Annotated in this window: 19 protein-coding genes and 1 rRNA gene; 14 read left to right on the forward strand and 6 right to left on the reverse strand. The window is 68.5% G+C overall.

The features are described from left to right. The 3 genes from FHR04_RS02970 to tal all read left to right on the forward strand — a co-directional run bounded on the left by FHR04_RS02970 (position 1) and on the right by tal (position 3,448). A complete protein-coding gene (locus FHR04_RS02970; protein ID WP_211344166.1) occupies positions 1–1,779 on the forward strand; it encodes an SLC13 family permease in 1,779 nt (592 codons plus the stop codon). Positions 1,780–1,911: 132 nt separating this feature from the next. Beyond that, positions 1,912–2,454: a DAK2 domain-containing protein gene (locus FHR04_RS02975; protein WP_139400648.1), complete on the forward strand. Its 543-nt coding sequence runs from the start codon at positions 1,912–1,914 to the stop codon at positions 2,452–2,454. 28 nt (positions 2,455–2,482) lie between these two features. Further along, positions 2,483–3,448 (forward strand): transaldolase, encoded by a 966-nt coding sequence (tal, locus tag FHR04_RS02980; RefSeq protein ID WP_039681794.1) that lies wholly within the window; start codon positions 2,483–2,485, stop codon positions 3,446–3,448. 74 nt (positions 3,449–3,522) lie between these two features. On the opposite strand, the gene FHR04_RS02985 is transcribed toward tal, so the two are convergent. Genes FHR04_RS02985 through FHR04_RS02995 form a run of 3 tightly spaced genes read right to left on the reverse strand, consistent with a single transcriptional unit; the run spans position 3,523 to position 5,832 of the window. Next, positions 3,523–4,104 (reverse strand): Jag family protein, encoded by a 582-nt coding sequence (locus FHR04_RS02985; RefSeq protein ID WP_139400650.1) that lies wholly within the window; start codon positions 4,102–4,104, stop codon positions 3,523–3,525. A 55-nt stretch (positions 4,105–4,159) separates the two neighbouring features. After that, positions 4,160–4,648 carry a low molecular weight protein-tyrosine-phosphatase gene (locus FHR04_RS02990; protein WP_139400653.1) on the reverse strand — a complete coding sequence of 163 codons (489 nt, stop codon included), beginning with the start codon at positions 4,646–4,648 and terminating at the stop codon, positions 4,160–4,162. Positions 4,649–4,686: 38 nt separating this feature from the next. After that, positions 4,687–5,832, reverse strand: coding sequence for a DUF418 domain-containing protein (locus FHR04_RS02995; RefSeq protein WP_139400655.1), 1,146 nt, complete (start codon positions 5,830–5,832; stop codon positions 4,687–4,689). Between the two features lie 188 nt (positions 5,833–6,020). Here FHR04_RS02995 and FHR04_RS03000 point away from each other — a divergent pair, with 188 nt between their 5' ends. Next, positions 6,021–8,240 (forward strand): glycosyltransferase, encoded by a 2,220-nt coding sequence (locus FHR04_RS03000; protein WP_139400657.1) that lies wholly within the window; start codon positions 6,021–6,023, stop codon positions 8,238–8,240. On the opposite strand, the gene FHR04_RS03005 is transcribed toward FHR04_RS03000, so the two are convergent. Together FHR04_RS03005 and FHR04_RS03010 are read right to left on the reverse strand one after the other, a co-directional pair. Next, positions 8,237–9,298 (reverse strand): DmpA family aminopeptidase, encoded by a 1,062-nt coding sequence (locus FHR04_RS03005; protein WP_139400659.1) that lies wholly within the window; start codon positions 9,296–9,298, stop codon positions 8,237–8,239. The genes FHR04_RS03000 and FHR04_RS03005 overlap by 4 nt on opposite strands. Positions 9,299–9,647: 349 nt before the next feature. After that, positions 9,648–10,358: a hypothetical protein gene (locus tag FHR04_RS03010; protein ID WP_139400661.1), complete on the reverse strand. Its 711-nt coding sequence runs from the start codon at positions 10,356–10,358 to the stop codon at positions 9,648–9,650. A 203-nt stretch (positions 10,359–10,561) separates the two neighbouring features. On the opposite strand from FHR04_RS03010, the gene ccsA reads away from it, so the two are divergent. From ccsA to FHR04_RS03060, 10 genes are all read left to right on the forward strand, one after another. Continuing rightward, positions 10,562–11,302, forward strand: coding sequence for a cytochrome c biogenesis protein CcsA (gene ccsA, locus FHR04_RS03015; RefSeq protein ID WP_249038940.1), 741 nt, complete (start codon positions 10,562–10,564; stop codon positions 11,300–11,302). Further along, on the forward strand, positions 11,295–11,423 hold the full coding sequence (locus FHR04_RS03020) for a heme exporter protein CcmD (RefSeq protein WP_139400665.1): 129 nt from the start codon (positions 11,295–11,297) through the stop codon (positions 11,421–11,423). The genes ccsA and FHR04_RS03020 overlap by 8 nt, the downstream gene beginning before the upstream one ends. Next, the gene (gene ccmE / locus FHR04_RS03025) at positions 11,420–11,878 is read left to right on the forward strand and encodes a cytochrome c maturation protein CcmE (protein ID WP_052195173.1); all 459 of its coding nucleotides are present in this window, start codon (positions 11,420–11,422) and stop codon (positions 11,876–11,878) included. Before FHR04_RS03020 ends, ccmE begins: the two co-directional genes overlap by 4 nt. Before the next feature lie 87 nt (positions 11,879–11,965). Continuing rightward, positions 11,966–13,948, forward strand: a complete 1,983-nt coding sequence (locus FHR04_RS03030) for a heme lyase CcmF/NrfE family subunit (protein ID WP_139400667.1) — start codon at positions 11,966–11,968, stop codon at positions 13,946–13,948. 27 nt (positions 13,949–13,975) lie between these two features. Beyond that, positions 13,976–14,560, forward strand: a complete 585-nt coding sequence (locus tag FHR04_RS03035; protein WP_139400669.1) for a TlpA family protein disulfide reductase — start codon at positions 13,976–13,978, stop codon at positions 14,558–14,560. Positions 14,561–14,562: 2 nt separating this feature from the next. Then, positions 14,563–15,072, forward strand: coding sequence for a cytochrome c-type biogenesis protein (locus FHR04_RS03040; RefSeq protein ID WP_249038943.1), 510 nt, complete (start codon positions 14,563–14,565; stop codon positions 15,070–15,072). Continuing rightward, positions 15,069–16,112: a c-type cytochrome gene (locus FHR04_RS03045; RefSeq protein ID WP_139400671.1), complete on the forward strand. Its 1,044-nt coding sequence runs from the start codon at positions 15,069–15,071 to the stop codon at positions 16,110–16,112. The genes FHR04_RS03040 and FHR04_RS03045 overlap by 4 nt, the downstream gene beginning before the upstream one ends. Positions 16,113–16,272: 160 nt before the next feature. After that, positions 16,273–16,836, forward strand: coding sequence for a Rieske 2Fe-2S domain-containing protein (locus FHR04_RS03050; RefSeq protein ID WP_139400673.1), 564 nt, complete (start codon positions 16,273–16,275; stop codon positions 16,834–16,836). Positions 16,837–16,845: 9 nt separating this feature from the next. Next, entirely contained in the window at positions 16,846–17,076 is a 231-nt protein-coding gene (locus FHR04_RS03055; RefSeq protein WP_139400675.1) for a KTSC domain-containing protein, read from the forward strand. A 5-nt stretch (positions 17,077–17,081) separates the two neighbouring features. After that, the gene (locus tag FHR04_RS03060; RefSeq protein WP_311734696.1) at positions 17,082–17,555 is read left to right on the forward strand and encodes a GNAT family N-acetyltransferase; all 474 of its coding nucleotides are present in this window, start codon (positions 17,082–17,084) and stop codon (positions 17,553–17,555) included. Positions 17,556–17,748: 193 nt separating this feature from the next. On the opposite strand, the gene FHR04_RS03065 is transcribed toward FHR04_RS03060, so the two are convergent. After that, positions 17,749–17,875, reverse strand: a 16S ribosomal RNA gene (locus FHR04_RS03065); the annotation flags it as partial.

The raw sequence follows: 17,875 nt of genomic DNA on the forward strand, positions 1-17,875 counted from the left end.
TTGACCCTCCCGCAACTGCTGGTGTTCGCCACCCTGATCGGCGCGCTGGTGCTGTTCGTGTGGGGCCGGTGGCGTTACGACGTGGTGGGCATGCTGGCACTGCTGGCCCTGACGCTGACCGGGGTGGTCAAGGGCAACGACGCCTTCAAGGGCTTTTCCGAACCGGCCGTGATCACGGTGGCCGCCGTGCTGGTGATCAGCCAGGCGCTGCAGAAGAGTGGGCTGGTGAATGTGCTGGTGCGCAGCCTGGGCCGGGTGGGCAACGGCATGACCACGCAGATTCTGGTGATGTGCGTGGTGGTGGCCGTGCTCAGCTCGTTCATGAACAACGTGGGGGCGCTGGCAATCATGCTGCCGGTGGCGATCACGCTGGCCAACCGTGCGGGCCGTTCGGCCAGTTCGCTGCTGATGCCGCTGGCCTTCGCCTCGCTGCTGGGCGGCATGACCACCCTGATCGGCACGCCGCCCAACCTGATCATCTCCAACCTGCGCCGCGACCTGCTGGGCGAGGCGTATGGCATGTTCAGCTTCACGGCGGTGGGCGGGGCGGTGGCGGTGGCCGGGGTGGCGTACCTGGCCCTGTTCGGCTGGCGGCTGCTGCCCCAGCGGGTGTCCGGCGAGAACCGCGCCGACCTGTACCGCATGGCCGACTACATGACCGAGGTGCGGCTGCCCAGGGAAAGCACCCTGGCCGGGCAGCGTGTGATGGACCTGGGCAAAGTGGAGGGCGTGCAGGTGGTGTCGCTGGTGCGCGGCGAATCGCAGCGCCCCTTTCCCACGCCGTTTACGGTGCTTCAGGCGGACGACGTGCTGATCGTCGAGGCCAACGCCGCCCGGCTGACCGAACTGGTGGAGGACGGGCAACTCACGCTGGTGGGCAACGAGAAGATCACCCCCGAACAACTGGCCTCCGACGACGTGCGGCTGGCCGAGGTGGTGGTCACGGCGCTGTCGCCCATCGTGGGCCAGAGTGCCGTCAGCCTGAACCTGCGCCAGCGCTTCAACATCAACCTGATCGCGGTGTCACGCCAGGGCCAGCGCCTGCGCGAGCGGCTGGTCAACGCCCGCTTCCGGGCCGGGGACGTGCTGCTGATGCACGGGCCGCGCACCTCCATCGACGAGGCGCTGAACACGCTGGGCTGCCTGCCGCTGCGCGAACGCCCGCTGGACATGGTGCCGGCCGGGCAGACCCGCAAGATGCTGCTGACCGGCGGGCTGTTTCTGGTGGCCATCCTGGCCGCCACCCTCAACCTGCTGCCGGTCGCCGTGGCCTTTACCGCCGCCGCCACCGCCATGCTGCTGCTGCGGCTGATCAACCTGCGTGACGTGTACGAGAGCATCGAGTGGCCGATTCTGGTGCTGCTGGCGACGCTGATTCCGGTGGGCGCGGCGCTGTCGAGCACCGGGGGCGCAAAACTGATCGCCGAGGGCGTGCTGGGCGTGACCGCCAGCTGGCCGCCCATGGCCGTACTGATCATCGTGATGGTGCTGACCATGACCCTGTCTGATGTGATCAACAACGCCGCCGCCGCGCTGATCACCGCGCCCATCGCCGTCACCATCGCCCAGGGCCTGGGGGCCAACCCCGACGCCTTCCTGATGGGCGTCACGCTGGCCGCCAGCAGCGCCTTCCTCACGCCCATCGGGCACCAGAGCAACACGCTGGTGATGGGGCCAGGCGGCTACCGGTTCAGCGACTACTGGAAGGTGGGCCTGCCGCTGGAGATCATCGTGGTGGCGGTGGGCGCGCCGGTGATTGCGCTGGTGTGGGGGCTGTAAGCGGCGCGTGGTGGCTCTGGCAAGACGGCAGATTCACAAAGGACGGACAATGGTGCACTGACCTTCCCAGCGCTAAGCTGGGGGTGAACTGCGCCGGAATCGCCCCATTTTCCGGCCAATTGGAGGGACCAGATGACATCCAAACAGAGCGTGCCCAGCACGCAGGCCGTCGACATGGTTCAGAGGCTGATCGATGACGTCGCGGCACAGCCTGTACTGGCCCTGGGCCAGGCGTTTTCCCTGACCCGTGAGCGCCTGGCCGCCCGCACCACACCGCCTGAAGTGGGCGGAGCGCTGGAGGACCTGGGCCTGACGCTGACCGAAAGCACTGACAATCTGGAAGCGCCGCTGTACGGCAACGTTTTCCTGGCGATGGCCGGGGCGCTCCAGGGCGCAGACCGCGTGGACCGCGAGAACTTCGGCGAGGCCCTGACGGCCGGACTGGACTCGGTGCAGACCGTGGGCGACACCAGCCCGGCCCGTCAGCAGTTGACCGACACCCTGATCGCAGCCCGCAACGCCTACCGGGACGCGGCACAGGCCGGGCAACCCTTCAGCGCGTGCCTGGACCGGATGGTGGCCGCCTGCCCGGCGGGCCGCGAGTCAGCCGGCCCGCCGCTGCCTGCCCTCACGCTGCAAACGATGGCGCGTTCCATTCAGGCCGCACTGAGCTAGGTACACTCATGACAGACGGAGGTCAACCATGAACCCCACCCAGACTGCAACTAAAACCGACAAGCTCGAACAGCTCAAGGCCGTCACCGTCGTCGTGGCGGACACCGGCGATATCGAGGCCATCAAGAAGTACCAGCCGCAGGACTGCACCACCAACCCGTCGCTGATCCTCAAGGCCTCGCAACTGGAGGGCTACAGCGACCTGATGACCGAGGCCCGTGACCGCCTGAAGGCAGGCGAGAGCGTGGATGACGTCATCGACAGATTGACCGTCCGCGTCGGCACCGAGCTGACCAAGATCGTCCCCGGCAACGTTTCGACGGAAGTGGACGCCCGGCTGTCCTTCGACAAGGACGCGCTGCTGGCCCGCGCCCGCCACCTGATCGCCCTGTACGAGGAAAACGGGGTGGGCAAGGACCGCATCCTGATCAAGCTGGCCTCCACCTGGGAAGGCGTCGAGGCCGCGCGCATCCTGCAAAAGGAGGGCATCCGCTGCAACATGACCCTGCTGTTCAATCTGGAGCAGGCGGTGGCCAGCGCCCAGGCTGGGGCCTACCTGATCTCGCCCTTCGTGGGCCGCATCACCGACTGGTACAAGAAATCCACCGGCACCAAGGATTACCCCGTCGATGAAGATCCTGGCATCCAGTCGGTGCGCGAGATCTACCATCACTTCAAGTCCCACGGCTACGAGACCATCATCATGGGCGCGTCCTTCCGCAGCGCCGCGCAGGTAGAAGCGCTGGCCGGCTGTGATCGCCTGACCATCAGCCCGCAACTGCTGGGTGAACTGGCCGAGGACCACGGGCCGCTGGAAGTGAAGCTGAACGAGCCGATGGGCCACGAAAAAGAAGAGCTGATCACCGAGGCCCAGTTCCGCTACAGCCTCGCCAGCAACGCGATGGCCGGCGAGAAGCTGTACGAGGGCATCCGGGGCTTCGCCGCCGACACCGAGAAGCTGGGCAAGCTGCTGGCCGAGGTGGGACACAGCTGACTTCAGCGGGCTGAACGTCGCAGCGCCTCATCGCGCCGGTCAACAGGCGATGAGGCGCTTGTTATTTTCTGCGCCTAGCTGTGGCGGGGCTTGATCACCAGCCGCCGGGACGCGCCCTCGCCCACGGATTCGCTCATCACGTCCGGGTGTTCCTTGAGGGCAATGTGGATCACGCGGCGTTCGGCGGCCGGCATGGGCTGCAGTTCGTGGGCCTCACCGCTCTTGGCGACGCCGATGGCGAGGCGCTCGGCCAGCTTGGTCAGGGTGTCGGCCTGCCGCTTGCGAAAGCCGCCGATGTCGACCCGCACGCGGGTATCGCCCCGGCCCTCCAGCTTGGACAGGACCGTGTAGGCCAGAACCTCGATGGCCCCCAGCGTGCGCCCGTCGCGCCCGGCCAGGCGGGCCGCGTTCTCGCCGCTGATCTCGGCCTCGATGGCGTCCTCGGTTTCGCGGACGGTGACGTTCAGCTCGGGATCGATGCGCGCCACCAGGCCGCGCAGAAAGCGGTCCAGCACGGCCCGGGGGTCCGTGGCGGCGGCCTCCGGCGGGGCGGCAGAGCCGGAAGCGTCGGGGGCGGGCGGCGGCGTGACGCTCTCGTCCGCCTCGCTGATGCCCAGCTCCGCGAGGTAATCGTCGAGATTCGTGCGGTTGTCCATGCCGGGCAGTCTACCGCGCGGCTCTCACCGGTTTCCCACACCCGCGGCCAGAGCCTCAGCCCCGGTGCCTCGTGCCGGCCTCCTGCGCCGCGAAACTCCGTGCGCTGCGTTCCAGCATGGCGTACACGTTCTCGAAGCCGTCCGGTCCACCGTGGTAGGGATCGGGGACGTCCTCACCCTGCCCCCGCGTGTCCCAGTCGCGCATCAGGTGCAACCCGGCCCGCGCGTCCGCCGGAGCCAGTCGGCGGGCATCCTGCAGGTTCTGGGCGTCCATCGCCACGATCACGTCGAAGTCCACAAAGTCCTGCGCGGTCAACTGGCGGGCGCGTCCAGTCAGGGCCAGCCCGTGGGCGCGGGCCACCGCCACGCTGCGGGGATCGGCGGGGCGGCCCACATGCCAGTCGCCCGTTCCGGCGCTGTCCACCGTGGCCGACACCCCGGCGGCCCCCAGTTCCCGGCGCAGCAGCGCCTCGGCCAGCGGGCTGCGGCAGATGTTGCCCAGGCACAGCGCCAGCACGCGCAGGGGGGAAGCGGAAGGGGTCATGCACGCGATTGTGCCACGGGGCGGGAACGGGTCACCGCTCACCTCCAGTACACCACCCGCCGCACCAGCCATTCCAGCGGGCCGGTGCCGAAGCGGCGCAGCCACCACGCGCTGATCGGCAACTGCAACAGGCCCACCGCCAGCGCCAGCCCCACCGCCGAGGCCGCGCCCCACTGCCCGAACTGCGCGCCTGCGTAGGGGTAAAACACGGCGGTCATGATCAGGCTCTGTGCCATGTAATTGCTCATGGCGACGCGCCCCCCAGCGGCAAAAGCGCGCAGCGGCCCCAGACGATCACGCACCGTCAGCAGGCCGATGACGCCCACATAGCCCAGCGCCGAGGCCAGCCCGCCGCCCATGCGGACAGGAATGGCGATCAGCCCGCTGGCGTAGTCGCCCCGCGTGTTCAGCCACGCCAGCAACGCGCCCAGCGGCAGGCCGACCAGCAGGCCCCACACGGCCAGCCCGCGCAGCAGCCGCACATGTTCGTGGGGCCGCAGCAGCAGTCCCGTGCGGCCCGCCACCGCCCCCAGACAGAACAGCGCCAGCAGCCACGCGCCGTTGTAGAGGCTGCCACCGATCAGATCGCCCAGGAATCCGGCTCCCCTCTCCGCAACCACCTGCGCGTAGGATTCGCCGGAGAACAGGGCAGGCAGCCCCGTGAACCTGGACGCCTCCAGTCCCTGCGCCTGCGCGGCGAAGCCCTCCAGCAGTCCCAGCCCCAACCACCACGCGCCCAGCACCGCCGCCAGCGTCAGCAACCCGCGCACCGTCAGCCGCGCCGTCGCCAGCAGCGCGAAGGCCAGGACCGCGTACAGCGAGATGATGTCGCCGTGCCACACCAGCACGAAATGCAAGGATCCCACCGCCAGCAGCACCAGATGCCGCCGCACGAAGACGACCAGCCCCTGCCGTTGCAACAGCCCCGACGCCCCCCAGCCGAACAGCATGGCAAAGATGCTGATGAAGCGGCCATTGGCCAGCACGTCGGTCAAGACCTGAGCGGCGCGGTCCGCACCGGTCTGGGTCCACTCGCGGAAGCCAGCGAAATCCTGCGCGTTGACCAGCAGGATGCCCAGCAGCGCGACTCCCCGCAACACGTCTGGCAGCGGCGCGCGCGTCTTGACTGGGCCGCGCTCCGGAAGTTCAGGCGGCGCGGCGTCCGGCGGCAGCGGGGCGGTCATGGCGGGCAGGCTAGCGCGTCTTCCCGCGCGGCAGTCAACCGCCATGACCCGGCCTTCTAGACCCTGACCACAAAGTCGGCCCCCGAGGTGCCCGGCCTGGCCTAAATTGAAGATCATACGATGGGTGCGGTGTCGCCCAGTTCCCTTCCCTCTCCTTCCCTGCCTGCGTACTCCACGCCGAGGTCACCGTGCAAGACGTACTTTCTCAGGACACCGGCACGCACGCCGGGACCACGCCTTTGATCAGCGTGGTGATTCCCACCTACCGCCGCCCTGAATTGCTGCTGCGCCGGGGGCTGGGCAGTGCCCTGGCGCAGCGGTACCCCAATCTGGAAGTGCTGGTGGTCATGGACGGTCCCGATGCCGAGACGGCGGCGGCGCTGGCCGCCATTGACGATCCCCGGCTGCGCCCGCTGACCCTGCCGCACAATCAGGGACCGTCGGCGGCCCGCAACCATGGGGTGCAGCACGCCCGGGGCGAGTGGATCGCCTTTCTGGACGACGACGACGTGTGGCGGCCCGACAAACTGACCCGGCAGATGGGGTTGGCGCAGCGTTCGGCTCATCCGCTGCCGGTGGTGCTGAGCGGGTACATCGGGCGCACGCCGTACGGTGACCGCCTGTATCCCCCGCGCCCCAAGGCAGCCGACGAATCCCTGGGTGACTACATGTTCGTTCGCCGCCCTGGCCGTCCGCCGGGCAGCGCCGTCTTCGGCATTCTGGTGCTGGCCCCCCGAGCGTTGGCCCTGCGCGTGCCCTGGCCCACGCATCTGCGCAACAACGAGGACTGGGACTGGCTGCTGCGCCTTGAGGCAACGCCGGGGGTCGGTTTCGAGCAGCTGGCCCCCGAAGACGCCTCGACGCTGGCCATCTATTACCAGGGTGAGGACCGGCCCACGGGAAGCGGGGTCTCGACGTGGCGGCCCATGCTGGCGTGGGCACAGGAACATCGCCGGGCCGGGCACCTGTCGGACCGGGCCTACGCCGGCTTTCTGCTGGCGCAGGTGGTGCCCCGCGCCGTGCGGGCAGGGGATCCCGCCGGTCTGCCGGTGCTGGGCCGGGCGCTGCTGGCCACCCGTCCCGGTCCCCACGAGCTGGCCAGCTTTGTCCGGCAATGGGCCGTGCCCGCCCCGCTGCGGCGCCGGCTGCGGCGCTGGCTGAACACCCGCCGCCCTCCCATCCGGCTGGGCGACGTGCTTGAAGACGGTGGAACTGAGGACAGCGGGGGCGCCCCGGACCCGTTGATGGCCGTGACCCCGTCTTCCAGGCCACCACCCGCGGACCACCAACCCACCGTCCGGGTCACCTTTCTGATCGAGTCGATGACGGTGCGGGCCGGCATGGAGCGGGTCACGGCCACCGTGGCGGGCGGGCTGTCTGCGCTGGGGCTGGACGTGCGGATTCTGACCCTGCGCGGACAGACCTCGGCTTTCGATTTGCCGGAGGCCGTGACCCTGACCTCACTGGGGCTGCCGGAGGGCACCCTGCGGATGCGTGGGCAGACCGTTCCGCTGGCGCGTGCGGTGCGCCGCGAACTGCAGCGGCAGCGTCCGGACGTGCTGATCACGGTGGACACGTTCCTGGCCGGATTCGTTTTCCCCGCCGTGCTGGACCTGCCGATGCTCCGGGTGGCCTGGGAACACTTCAATTTCCGCAGCGACCTGAACATGCGCTCGCGCCGGCTGGCCCGCGTGGTGGCCGCGCACTTGGGGCACCGGGTGGTCACCCTGACCCGACAGGACCGCGACTGGTGGCGGGCGGCCTTCCCGCTGGCCCGCGCCACGGTCACGGCCATTGCCAACCCGCTGGCGGTGGATCGCCCGCCGGTCAACCCGTATTCCCTGCAAAGCCGCGTGGTCCTGGGCATGGGCCGGCTGGACCGCCAGAAAGGCTTCGATCTCCTGCTGCGCGCCTGGGCCGAGGTCGAGGCCAGTTACCCCGACTGGCGGCTTCAGCTGTACGGCCAGGGGCCAGAGGAACAGGCCCTGCGTGAGTTGGCTGCGGGCCTGGGGCTGCGCCGCTGGGAATTGTGTGCGCCCACGCCGGATGTGGCGGCGGTGTACCGCGCCGCCGGCCTCTACGCCCTCAGTTCCCGCCACGAGGGGCTGCCGCTGGTCCTGATGGAATCACAGGCCTACGGCGTGCCTGCCGTGGCCTTCGACTGTCCCACCGGGCCAGCAGAATTGCTGTCGGCGGGGGGTGGGGCACTGGTCCCAGAGCAGGACGTCACGGCCTTCACCTCGGCCCTACGGTCACTGATGTCGCAGCCGGACCTCCGGCAGGAGTGGAGTGATCGGGCCTACGCCGGGGCCGAACGCTACCGCCTGGAGCCGATTCTGGGCCAGTGGCTGCGCCTGCTGGCGGCGGGACGGGGCGGCAGGGTCGGGGCCGAGAACCAGAACCGTTAGTCGGCGTCTGGCCCGCGCCCGTATCTGCGCATCATCTCCAGCGTGCGCCCATGTGGCAAGGCGTGGACCGTGCGCCCGTGCAGGCCGGTCATCGTGTCGGCGGCGAACAGGGCGTTGATGATCGCCTCCTCGGTGGCCTCTACCACCGCCTTGAACAGCGGATCGAGGCTGGTGTGGGGCAGCGCCCGCCAGTGTTCCAGCCCGCCCGCCACCTCGGGGACAGCGGTTGAGAAGGCCAGGAACAGGTCGCCGGAGCCGTTGTGCGCCACGCTGCCGGTGCGGGCCAGCCCCAGGGCCGCGCGGCGGGCCAGACGCCGCAATTGATGCGGCAGCAGCGGCGCGTCCGTGCCCACCACAATGATGATCGAGCCGTCGCGGCCAGCCGACTCCTCACGTACGGGGAGCAGGTCGGGAATCTCCCGGCCCACCGGCACGCCCAGGACCGTCAGGTCTTCGCGGGCGCCAAAATTGGCCTGCACCAGCACGCCCACCGTATGGGGCAACCCGTCCAGTACCCGTGACGCCGTGCCGATGCCACCCTTGAAGCCGGCAACGATCATCCCGGTGCCGCCGCCCACGTTGCCCTGGGCCACCGGGCCACCAGATGCACTGTCCAGGGCTTCGAACACGTGTTCGGGCGTGACGTGGAACCCATTGATGTCGTTCAGAAAGCCGTCGTAGGTCTCGGCCACCACCGGCAGGCTCCAGGCTTCAGCCCAGCCGTGCGATTTGCCCCAGGCCACCACCGCGTCGCGCACCACGCCCACCGAATGGGTGTTGGTCAGCATGATCGGGCCGCTCAGGCCGCCGGATTCGTCGATCCAGGCAGTGCCGGTCATCTCGCCGTTGCCGTTCAGGGAGAACCACGCGGCAGGGACCGTGTGCGCGCCGGTCTTGCCGCAGGGCAGGACTGCAGTGACCCCGGTGCGGACGGCGTGTGCGCCCTCACCGGAGATCAGTGTGACGTGGCCGACCTCCAGACCCGGCAGATCGGTGATGGCATTCAGGGGGCCAGTTCGGCCGGCAAAGGGCAGGCCGAGATCGCGTGGGTTGGGCATGGCAGGAGTTTAGAGGAGCAGGAGTTGCGCCGCGTCTGATGGCCCAGTGCCCTGTGCTGTCCTTCCATGTGACTGCGGGCCTGCTCGTTGGCCGCGCTGCCGCCACGCAGGGGCTGGAGCTGGAGGATCAGCGCCAGGAACGCAGGCCACCGCAGCGGTTTCATGGCCGGGGTGGAACATGGCCCACACCCGCGCACGGTGAGCCCCGCCATGTCTGATACGGACTGCCGTCTGTGGCGTTCACTAACCGGGAGGACACCGATTTATCAACGCCACGCCCAGCCTCCGCTTCTCGCCGTTTTGCAAACGATTCAATCGCGGTTCGTCTCAGGGAAGGCTTCCAGGCTGGTTACTCCTGCGCCACCAGCAACAGCGCCCGTCCGTCGTGGTCTCCGGTGGTCTCGGTGGGCGTGTCCAGCGCCGAGTCCAGATTCAGGTAACCCTGGGGCTTAAAGACGGTCTTCGCGCCCATCTGCTGGCCCAGATCCTCGCGGGCCACCTGAAACGAGCTGTACGGATGGCCGGGTTTGGGCAGCCAGCGGAAGTTCTCGCGGCTGAACGAGGCGATAAACACCGTGCTTTCGCCCACGGCAAACGGCCCGAAGACCCGGCCGTGGTTGTTCGCCGCGTACCACGGGCCGTCGCTGAAGGCCAGCCCCTTGCCCTGCGGGTACTGGCCCCGGAGTTCGCCATTCAGGTAACCAGAGTAGCCGTCACTGTGCATGTTCTTGGGGCCGTAGCCCGCCTGGGTCATGGCGTCCAGCATCCGGCGGGTGGCGGCCTCGGGTGTCTTGGCCACCGCGTCGATCATCACCACGTTGATCGGCTCGCGCAGGGTCCGGCCGCCCACCTTCTCGCCCAGCCAGGTGGCGTTTTGCAGGTCTCTGGTGATCATCCAGCGGCCCAGATCGCCCACGCCCTCCACATTCTGGGCCACGTCGCCGGGCGCGGGGCGAAAGCCGGCAGGATCAGGCAGGGGGCCGGTCTGGGCCGGGGCACAGGCGGCCAGGGTCAGGGTGAGGGCGCACAGGGAGAGCGGGAGTAAGGAACGCTTGAACATGGGTGAACCTCCAGAGAAAAACGGCTGTGATTCTGCACAGAATAGGGCATTTTTTACCTTCTCTGGCGTGCAAAAAGGGGGACACTCGCACTTGTCTGAATCTGGCCCAGGCGCGATTGTGGAGTAACGAAACGGGTGGGGCGGAGTCGCGGTGATCTGCCGCCTCAGCCCCCGCAGAGTCCACCTCTTAAGATAGGAGCAAGATGACCAGCAAACGCAGCCGCAAAAAAGGAAACCTCATGACGACGCTGCTGGGCGGGGCCACGGTGGCCACGCTGGCCGTGGCGATTGCGCTGGGCCTGGCCGCGCCGCTGGACGTCAATCAGGGCTCGCTGGTGCGGCTGATGTTCGTGCACGTGCCGAGCGCGTGGCTCAGTTACCTGGCCTATGGCGGCACCGGGCTGTTCGGGCTGCTGTACCTGATTCAGCGGCAGCGGCGCTGGGATCGTCTGGCCCTGGCCAGCGCCGAGATCGGCGTGCTGTTCACGGTGGTCACCATCGTCGGCGGGATGCTGTGGGCCAAACCCACCTGGGGCACGTACTGGGTCTGGGACGCGCGCCTGACCACCACCGCGCTGAGTCTGGTGGTCTACGGCGGCTACCTGCTGATCCGCAGCCTGATCGACGATCCAGAGAGGCGCGCCCGCGTGTCGGCGGTGGTGGGCATTGTGGGCACGCTGTACGTGCCGGTCAATTACATGGCGGTGGAGTGGTGGCGCGGCGTTCACCAGACCCAGACCCTCAAGCTGCTGGGCAAGGTGCGCTTCGACGCCGCTCCGGTGTACGGCTGGGTGCTGCTGATGGCGGTGGTCGCCTTCACCTTCCTGTACCTGTACCTGCTGAATGTGCGCGGCACGCTGGCCGCCCGTGAAGAAGCCCGCGAGGAACGTGAACTGATGGAAGACCTGGGCGCGGCGGGTCAGATGGGAGCGTCTCATGGATAAGTACAGCGCCTACGTGATCGTCGTCTACGCCGTGACCTTCGTGCTGCTGCTGGGCTATCTGGTCTGGCTGTGGGCGCGGCTGAAGGGTGTCAGGGACGAGACGGGTGAGGCCCCAAGATGAGCCAGCCCACGCCCCTCCCGCGCGCCCGCCAGCGCCGCCGCAACCCGCTGCCCGTCATTCTGGGTGTCGTGGCGCTCGTCGGCCTGACCGCCTTTATCGCCTTCGGCAACCTGAACAAGAGCCTGGAATACTTCGTGACGCCCACCGAGTACGCCCAGCAGCGGGCCGAGCTGGAGGGCCGCCCGATCCGCATCGGCGGTCTGGTGCGGGCGGTGGACTACAACCCGCAGACCCTGAACCTGAAATTCGTCGTCTCGGACGGGGGGGCCAGTTTTCCGGTGCAGTACAGCGGGGCGGTCAGTGACCTGTTCAAGGAAAACCAGGGCGTGGTGGTGCGCGGCGAGTTTCAGGGCGACACCTTCCATGCCCAGGAACTGATCGTCAAGCACAGCGAGGAGTACAACGTGCCCAAAACGCAGACCGAGCTGAAGGACATGCTTCAGCAGACGCAGTGAGCGGGGCGGGACGCGGTCAGCGGTGCGCGGTGAACGCTCTTCCTGCGTCCCGCCCCCCGCGCACCGCGCATCCCCGAAGGGGCCTCCATGCTTAACCTGATCTCCTTTCAGTCCAGCGCCCTGGGCTCGCTGGGGCAACTCGCACTGCTGGGCGGGCTGGGCTTCTCGCTGGCGGGGCTGCTGCTGGCCTTTGTGGGCGGCGTCCGGGCCGACGCGCGGGTGACCGAGGCCGCGCGCCGGGCCACCTGGGCCGTCTTCGCCCTGATCAGCCTGGGCATGCTGGTGCTGATGGTGGCGCTGCTGAAAGACGACTTCACGGTGCGCTACGTGGCCGAACACTCCATGCGGGCCTCGCCCACCTGGATCAAGATCACCAGCCTGTGGGGCGCGCTGGAGGGCAGCATTCTGCTGTGGGCGTGGCTGCTGTCGGGCTTTACCTTCATCCTGTCGCTCACCCTGCGGCGCGACGCGCTGCGGCCCTGGGCGCTGGGCACCATGTTCGTCAGCCTGCTGTTCTTCGTGGGGGTGTGCGCCACCATCGCTTCCCCCTTCACGCCCGTGTCCACCCTGTTGGCCGACGGGCGCGGCCCCAACCCGGCGCTGCAGAACCATTGGATGATGGCCGTTCACCCGGTGCTGCTGTACCTGGGCTTCGTGGGCCTGAGCGTGCCCTTCGCCTACGCGGTGGCCGCGCTGGTCACGGGCCGCCTCTCGGATCACTGGGTGGTGGTCACCCGCCGCTGGACGCTGGTGGCGTGGACGTTCCTGACCGCCGCCATCGTCGCGGGCGGCTGGTGGAGCTACGAGACGCTGGGCTGGGGCGGGTACTGGGCCTGGGATCCGGTGGAGAATGCGTCGTTTATCCCGTGGCTGCTGACCACCGCCTTCCTGCACAGCATCCAGATTCAGGAAAAGCGCGGGCTGATGCGCTCGTGGAACGTGTGGCTGATCGTGCTGGCGTATTCCAGCACCGTGCTGGGCACCTTCCTGAACCGCAGCGGCATCGTCCAGAGCGTGCACGCCTTCGCGGGCGGGCCGGTGGGGCCGGTGTTCCTGGGCTTCCTGGCCTTCCTGCTGATCGTGGGCATCGGGCTGGCCGCGTGGCGTGCCCCTGCGCTACGCGACGAGGCAGAGGTGCCCGCCCCAGTCAGCCGCGAGGGTGCCTTCCTGGCGGGCAACTGGCTGTTTCTGGTCTTCGCCTTCATGGTGCTGCTGGGCACGCTGTTTCCCACCTTCGTGGAGGCCGCGCAGGGCCGCCGCGACGCCAGCGTGGGGCCAGCGTTCTACAACGCCTTCGCCATTCCGCTGGGCCTGGGCCTGCTGCTGCTGATGGGCGTGGGGCCGCTGCTGCCGTGGCGCCGCGCCGACGGTCAGGGGCTGCTGCGGGCGCTGGTGCCGTTGCTGGCCTCGGGCGTGGGTGCAGCGCTGCTCGGCTTCGTCTTCGGCCTCCGCGCCCCCGCCGTTCTGCTGACCCTGGCGCTGGCGGCCTATAACCTCGTCGGGCTGGGGCTGCTGACGGCCCGCGCGGCGCGGCAGGCCGGCGGCCTGGGCCGGACGCTGCAGGCCCAGCCGCGCCGCTACGGGGCCTACACCGCGCACATTGGACTGGTGGTGCTGGCGCTGGGACTGGCCTTCAGCGGCGCGTACCGCAAAGACGCCCAGGCCACCCTGAACCTGCGGGCCGCCGCGCCCACCACCCTGCTGCACGAGCGGCTGGAACTGACCGGCTTGCGGCAGGTGGATCGGGGCTTCGGCACCTCCGCCGTCGCGTCGGTGTCCATTGACGGCCGCCCCTTCGAGACCCGGCTGAACACCTACACCCAGGCCCCCGGCGCGCTGTTTCCAGCCCCGGCCGTGCGCTACGGCCTGTTGGGCGACACGTATCTGGTGGTCACGAGTATTGACCCTAAAGGGCAGTGGGCCAGCATCCGCCTGATCGAGAGCCCGCTGGTGTCGTGGATCTGGTGGGGCACCCTGATCATCTGCATCGGCGCGGGCCTGACGCTGGTCAGCCCGGCGCGGCCCCAACCGCGTCTCGCCCCCGCCGGACTGGCCCCAGCCACCGACTGACCGGCATGGGCCACTGAGAGTTGACTTATGACTGACACACCCAAAGCTGGAACCTCTAAACCCAATCCCAACCCCGCACCTGCGTGGCGGCGCTTCGTGCCCCCGCTGATTGCGGCCGCGCTGGTGGGGGTGCTGGGCTACACGCTGCTCAGCCCGGCCAAGAATGTCACCACCGGGGGGCCGCTGATCGGCAAACCCGCGCCTGCCTTCACGCTAGAAAGCCTGGACGGCGTGCCGGTCAGTCTGGCGAGCCTGAAGGGCCGGCCCGTCGTCCTGAATTTCTGGGCGTCGTGGTGTGGCCCCTGCCGCGAGGAGGCTCCGCTGTTCCGCGAACTGGGCGCGCAGCAGACGGCGAACGGCGCGGCGATCCTGGGCATCCTGTTTCAGGAAACCAAGGAGCAGAACGCCCGCGATTTCATTCGGGAATACGCGCTGGCCTATCCCAACCTGAAAGATCCCGGCATCAACACGGGGGTCAACTACGGCGTGTCGGGCATTCCCGAAACCGTGTTTATTGACAAGGACGGCATTGTGCGGCACATGGATCGGGGCGGCCTGACCCGCGAGCGGCTGAACGTGGGGCTGGAAAAAATTGGGGTGAAGGGGATTTGAGCGTGCCTCTGGGGGGGAGGGGACGGCGCTCCGGGCTGCGGCCTGTCGCGCTGTGCCTCAGTCTGGCTTTCGCCCAGGCCGCCGCATCCAACGCGCCCCTGACCCTGCCGCCCGCGCAGGAGCAGCGGGCCGTTGCCATTCAGAAGAACCTGCGCTGCCCGCTGTGCGACACCGGGGAATCCATCGCGGACTCGCGCAGCGACATCAGCATCAAGATGCGCGAGTCGGTGCGCGAGCAGATCGCCGACGGGCGCAGCGATTCGGAGATCTACACCTTCTTCTCGCAGCGCTACGGCAACTTCGTGCTGCTCGATCCGCCCAAGACCGGGCGCAACCTGCTGCTGTGGGGCGGCCCGCTGCTGGCGCTGGCGGGCGGCGGCGCGGCGCTGTGGGCTTTCCTGCGCCGCCGCGACACGGGCCCTGTGGCAGCGGCGCAGGCCACGCCGGACGCTGAACCCTACGATTCGTACCTGGAGCAGGTGCGCCGGGACACGGGCGGAGGTGGCGCGTGATCTTCAGCCTGTTTCTGCTGGCGCTGATCGGCGCGGCGGCGCTGTGGCTGGTGCTTGACCCCCTGCGCCGCGCCGCGCCCGAAGACCCGGACGCGCCCGAACGCGCCCGCCTGACCGCCGAGCGCGATCGCCTGTACGGCGAGCTGGGCATGCTGGAAGATGAGCGCCAGCGGCCCGCACTGGAACGCCGCGCCGCGCTGACCCTGCGGGCGCTGGACGCCCTGCCGCCGGCCCCCCGGGCCAATCAGCCGGGCCGTTCGCGCACGCTGGCGGTGGCGGGCGTGGGCGTGGCTGCGCTGCTGACGGTGGCGGGCGCGGTGACGTTTATCCCGCGCTGGCAACTGGCCTCGCTGGAGCCGGGCGAGGCCAAAAGCGTGCAGGCGGTGCTCAGGCTGCCCGCCCTCAAGGCCACTGCCCAGCGCACGGGGCAGAACGACGACTACCTGGCGTGGGGCCGCGCTGCCTTCGATTCGGCCAATTACGATCAGGCCGTCAGCGCCTACGGCAACGCGCTGAAGACCGATCCGCGCCAGCCTGAGGCACTGCGCCGTCTGGGCATCCTGCTGCTCACGCGCGGCGAGCAGACGGGCACGCCGATCAGCGCCGAGGACGCCGAGCGAGCTGCCCTGCTGATCCGCACCGCCGCCCAGCTCGCCCCCAACGAGCCGGAGTCGCAATTGCTGCTGGGCTTCGCGCTTTCACGCTTCGGGCAGGATCAGGAGGCGCTGACTGCGCTGGAGCGCTACCGCACCCTCGATCCTGTCGGGCGTGACGCCGACGACGTGATCACCTCGCTGCGCGCCCGCCTCAACCAGAGCGATCCGGCGCTCAAGCTGTATGCGGAAAGCTGCGCCTCGTGCCACGGCGCGTCCGGCGCGGGCGGCATCGGCCCCAGCCTGCGCGAGTCTGGCCTGAGCCGCGCGGCACTGCGGAGCATCACGGTGAACGGCAAGGGCGCCATGCCCGCCTACCCCAAGCTGACCGACGCCGAGCTGAAACTGCTGCTGGACTTGATGGAGAAATGGCAGGGGGAAGGGTGATGGTGGATGGAAGAAGGTTGATGGTGAAAAGCAGGTTGGATTCGCTGTCCTGTCTGCCGTCGATTTCTTTCCGCTCGCGAAAACAGCGTTGGGCGGCTGTCCTCAACGAGTTGTGCTGGCCCCTTTCCATCCACCATCCACCATCCACCATCCACCCCACATGACCACCCGCCGCGCCTTCCTGGAAAAATGGTGGCTGCTGCCGGTGGCGGCCACGGCGGGTGCTTTTGGCTACATGGGCTGGTACGCCACGCGCGTCACGCTGGGCAAGCAGAAAGCCGGAGCGCCCGACTTTCAGGCGGCCCCGGCGCAGCGCATTGCCCCCCTGGAGGAGCTGCAAGACGAATGGGCCAACGTGAATTTCAGCTACGCGGGCCGCCCCTGCGCGCTGCTGCGGGTGCCACAGGCGGTGGAAGGCGGCCTGGAACTCAAAGAGGGCGGGCATCTGGTGGCGTACTCACGGGTCTGCACGCACCTGGGCTGCACCGTCAATCTGGTGCGTGACCCGGAGGTGCTGGCCTTCGCCTTCAACTACCGCCCGCCCAGTGACGCGCAGCACCCGCAACTGGGTTGCCGCTGCCACTACAGCGTCTTTGATCCCCTCAAGGCCGGGGACGCGGTGTTCGGCAAGGCCAACGGCCCGCTGCCGCGCGTGCGCCTGGAACTGCGGGGAGCAGAGGTCTGGGCCACCGGCATCGAACCCGCACCGGAACTGGGCGGGTAAACTGCGGCCATGAGCAGCGTGACCCTGCACCCGGTGGACTCCAGCATGATGAGCAACATCGGCTATGACCCGGCCAGCAGAACTCTGACCATCCTGTTCCACAGCGGCAAACGCTACGACTACGAGGGTGTGCCGCCGGAAGTGTACGAGCGGTTCCTGGCAGCCTCGTCGCAGGGATCGTTTTTCAGGAACGAGATTGACGGCTGCTACGAGTACCGTCACGTGCGCGGGCGGCGTTGAGCGAGTTGACCTTCACTTCCGGCGACGACGTCGCTGCCTCCGGCGTGCTGATCGCCGCCGCCCTGCACCTGAAAGCGCGCGGCGAGCCGCTGTGGCCCGAGAGCAGCCTGACCCCCGAACGGCTGGCGCGGTACTACCCGCCTGCCGGGTGGCGCGTGGCGTGGCGCGGCGACGTGGCGCTGGCGTGCCTGTGCCTGATGGATGCAGACCCGCTGTTCTGGCCTGAGGACGCCCCGCAGGAGGCGCTGTACCTGCATAAACTGGCCGTCCACCCGAACGCACAGGGCCAGGGCCTCTCGGCGCTGCTGCTGCGGGAAGCGGCCCGGGAGACGGCGCGGCGCGGACGGCCCTGGCTCAAGCTGGACACCGCCACCGGGCGGCCCAAACTGCGTGCCCTCTACGAGAATTTCGGTTTTCAGAACGTCGGGGAGCGCTCGGTCAAGGGATTCGACGTGACGCTGTACCGGTTGCCGGTTTAAGAGGGCAAGAACACCACCCATCTGGACAAGCGAAAAAAGCGTCACCGCATTGGTCGGTTGCCTGAGTCCCTCCATGCCTTCTCGAATGACTTGCAGCCGTTCCGGTAAGAGACAACCAATAAAAAGCGCCCCGAAACCATTACGGTTTCGGGGCGCTTAAGAACGCATCTGGTGTTGAAGAATGTGACCTGTAAAAGGAGGTGATCCAACCGCACCTTCCGGTACAGTTACCTTGTTACGACTTCACCCCAGTCATGAACCACAGCCTAGACGCCTGCCTTTCGGCTCCCGGCGGTTTGAGCTGCAATTTACTCCCGTGG

This window comes from Deinococcus radiopugnans ATCC 19172 (genome assembly GCF_006335125.1).
In the GTDB taxonomy this organism is placed as follows: Bacteria; Deinococcota; Deinococci; order Deinococcales; family Deinococcaceae; genus Deinococcus; species Deinococcus radiopugnans.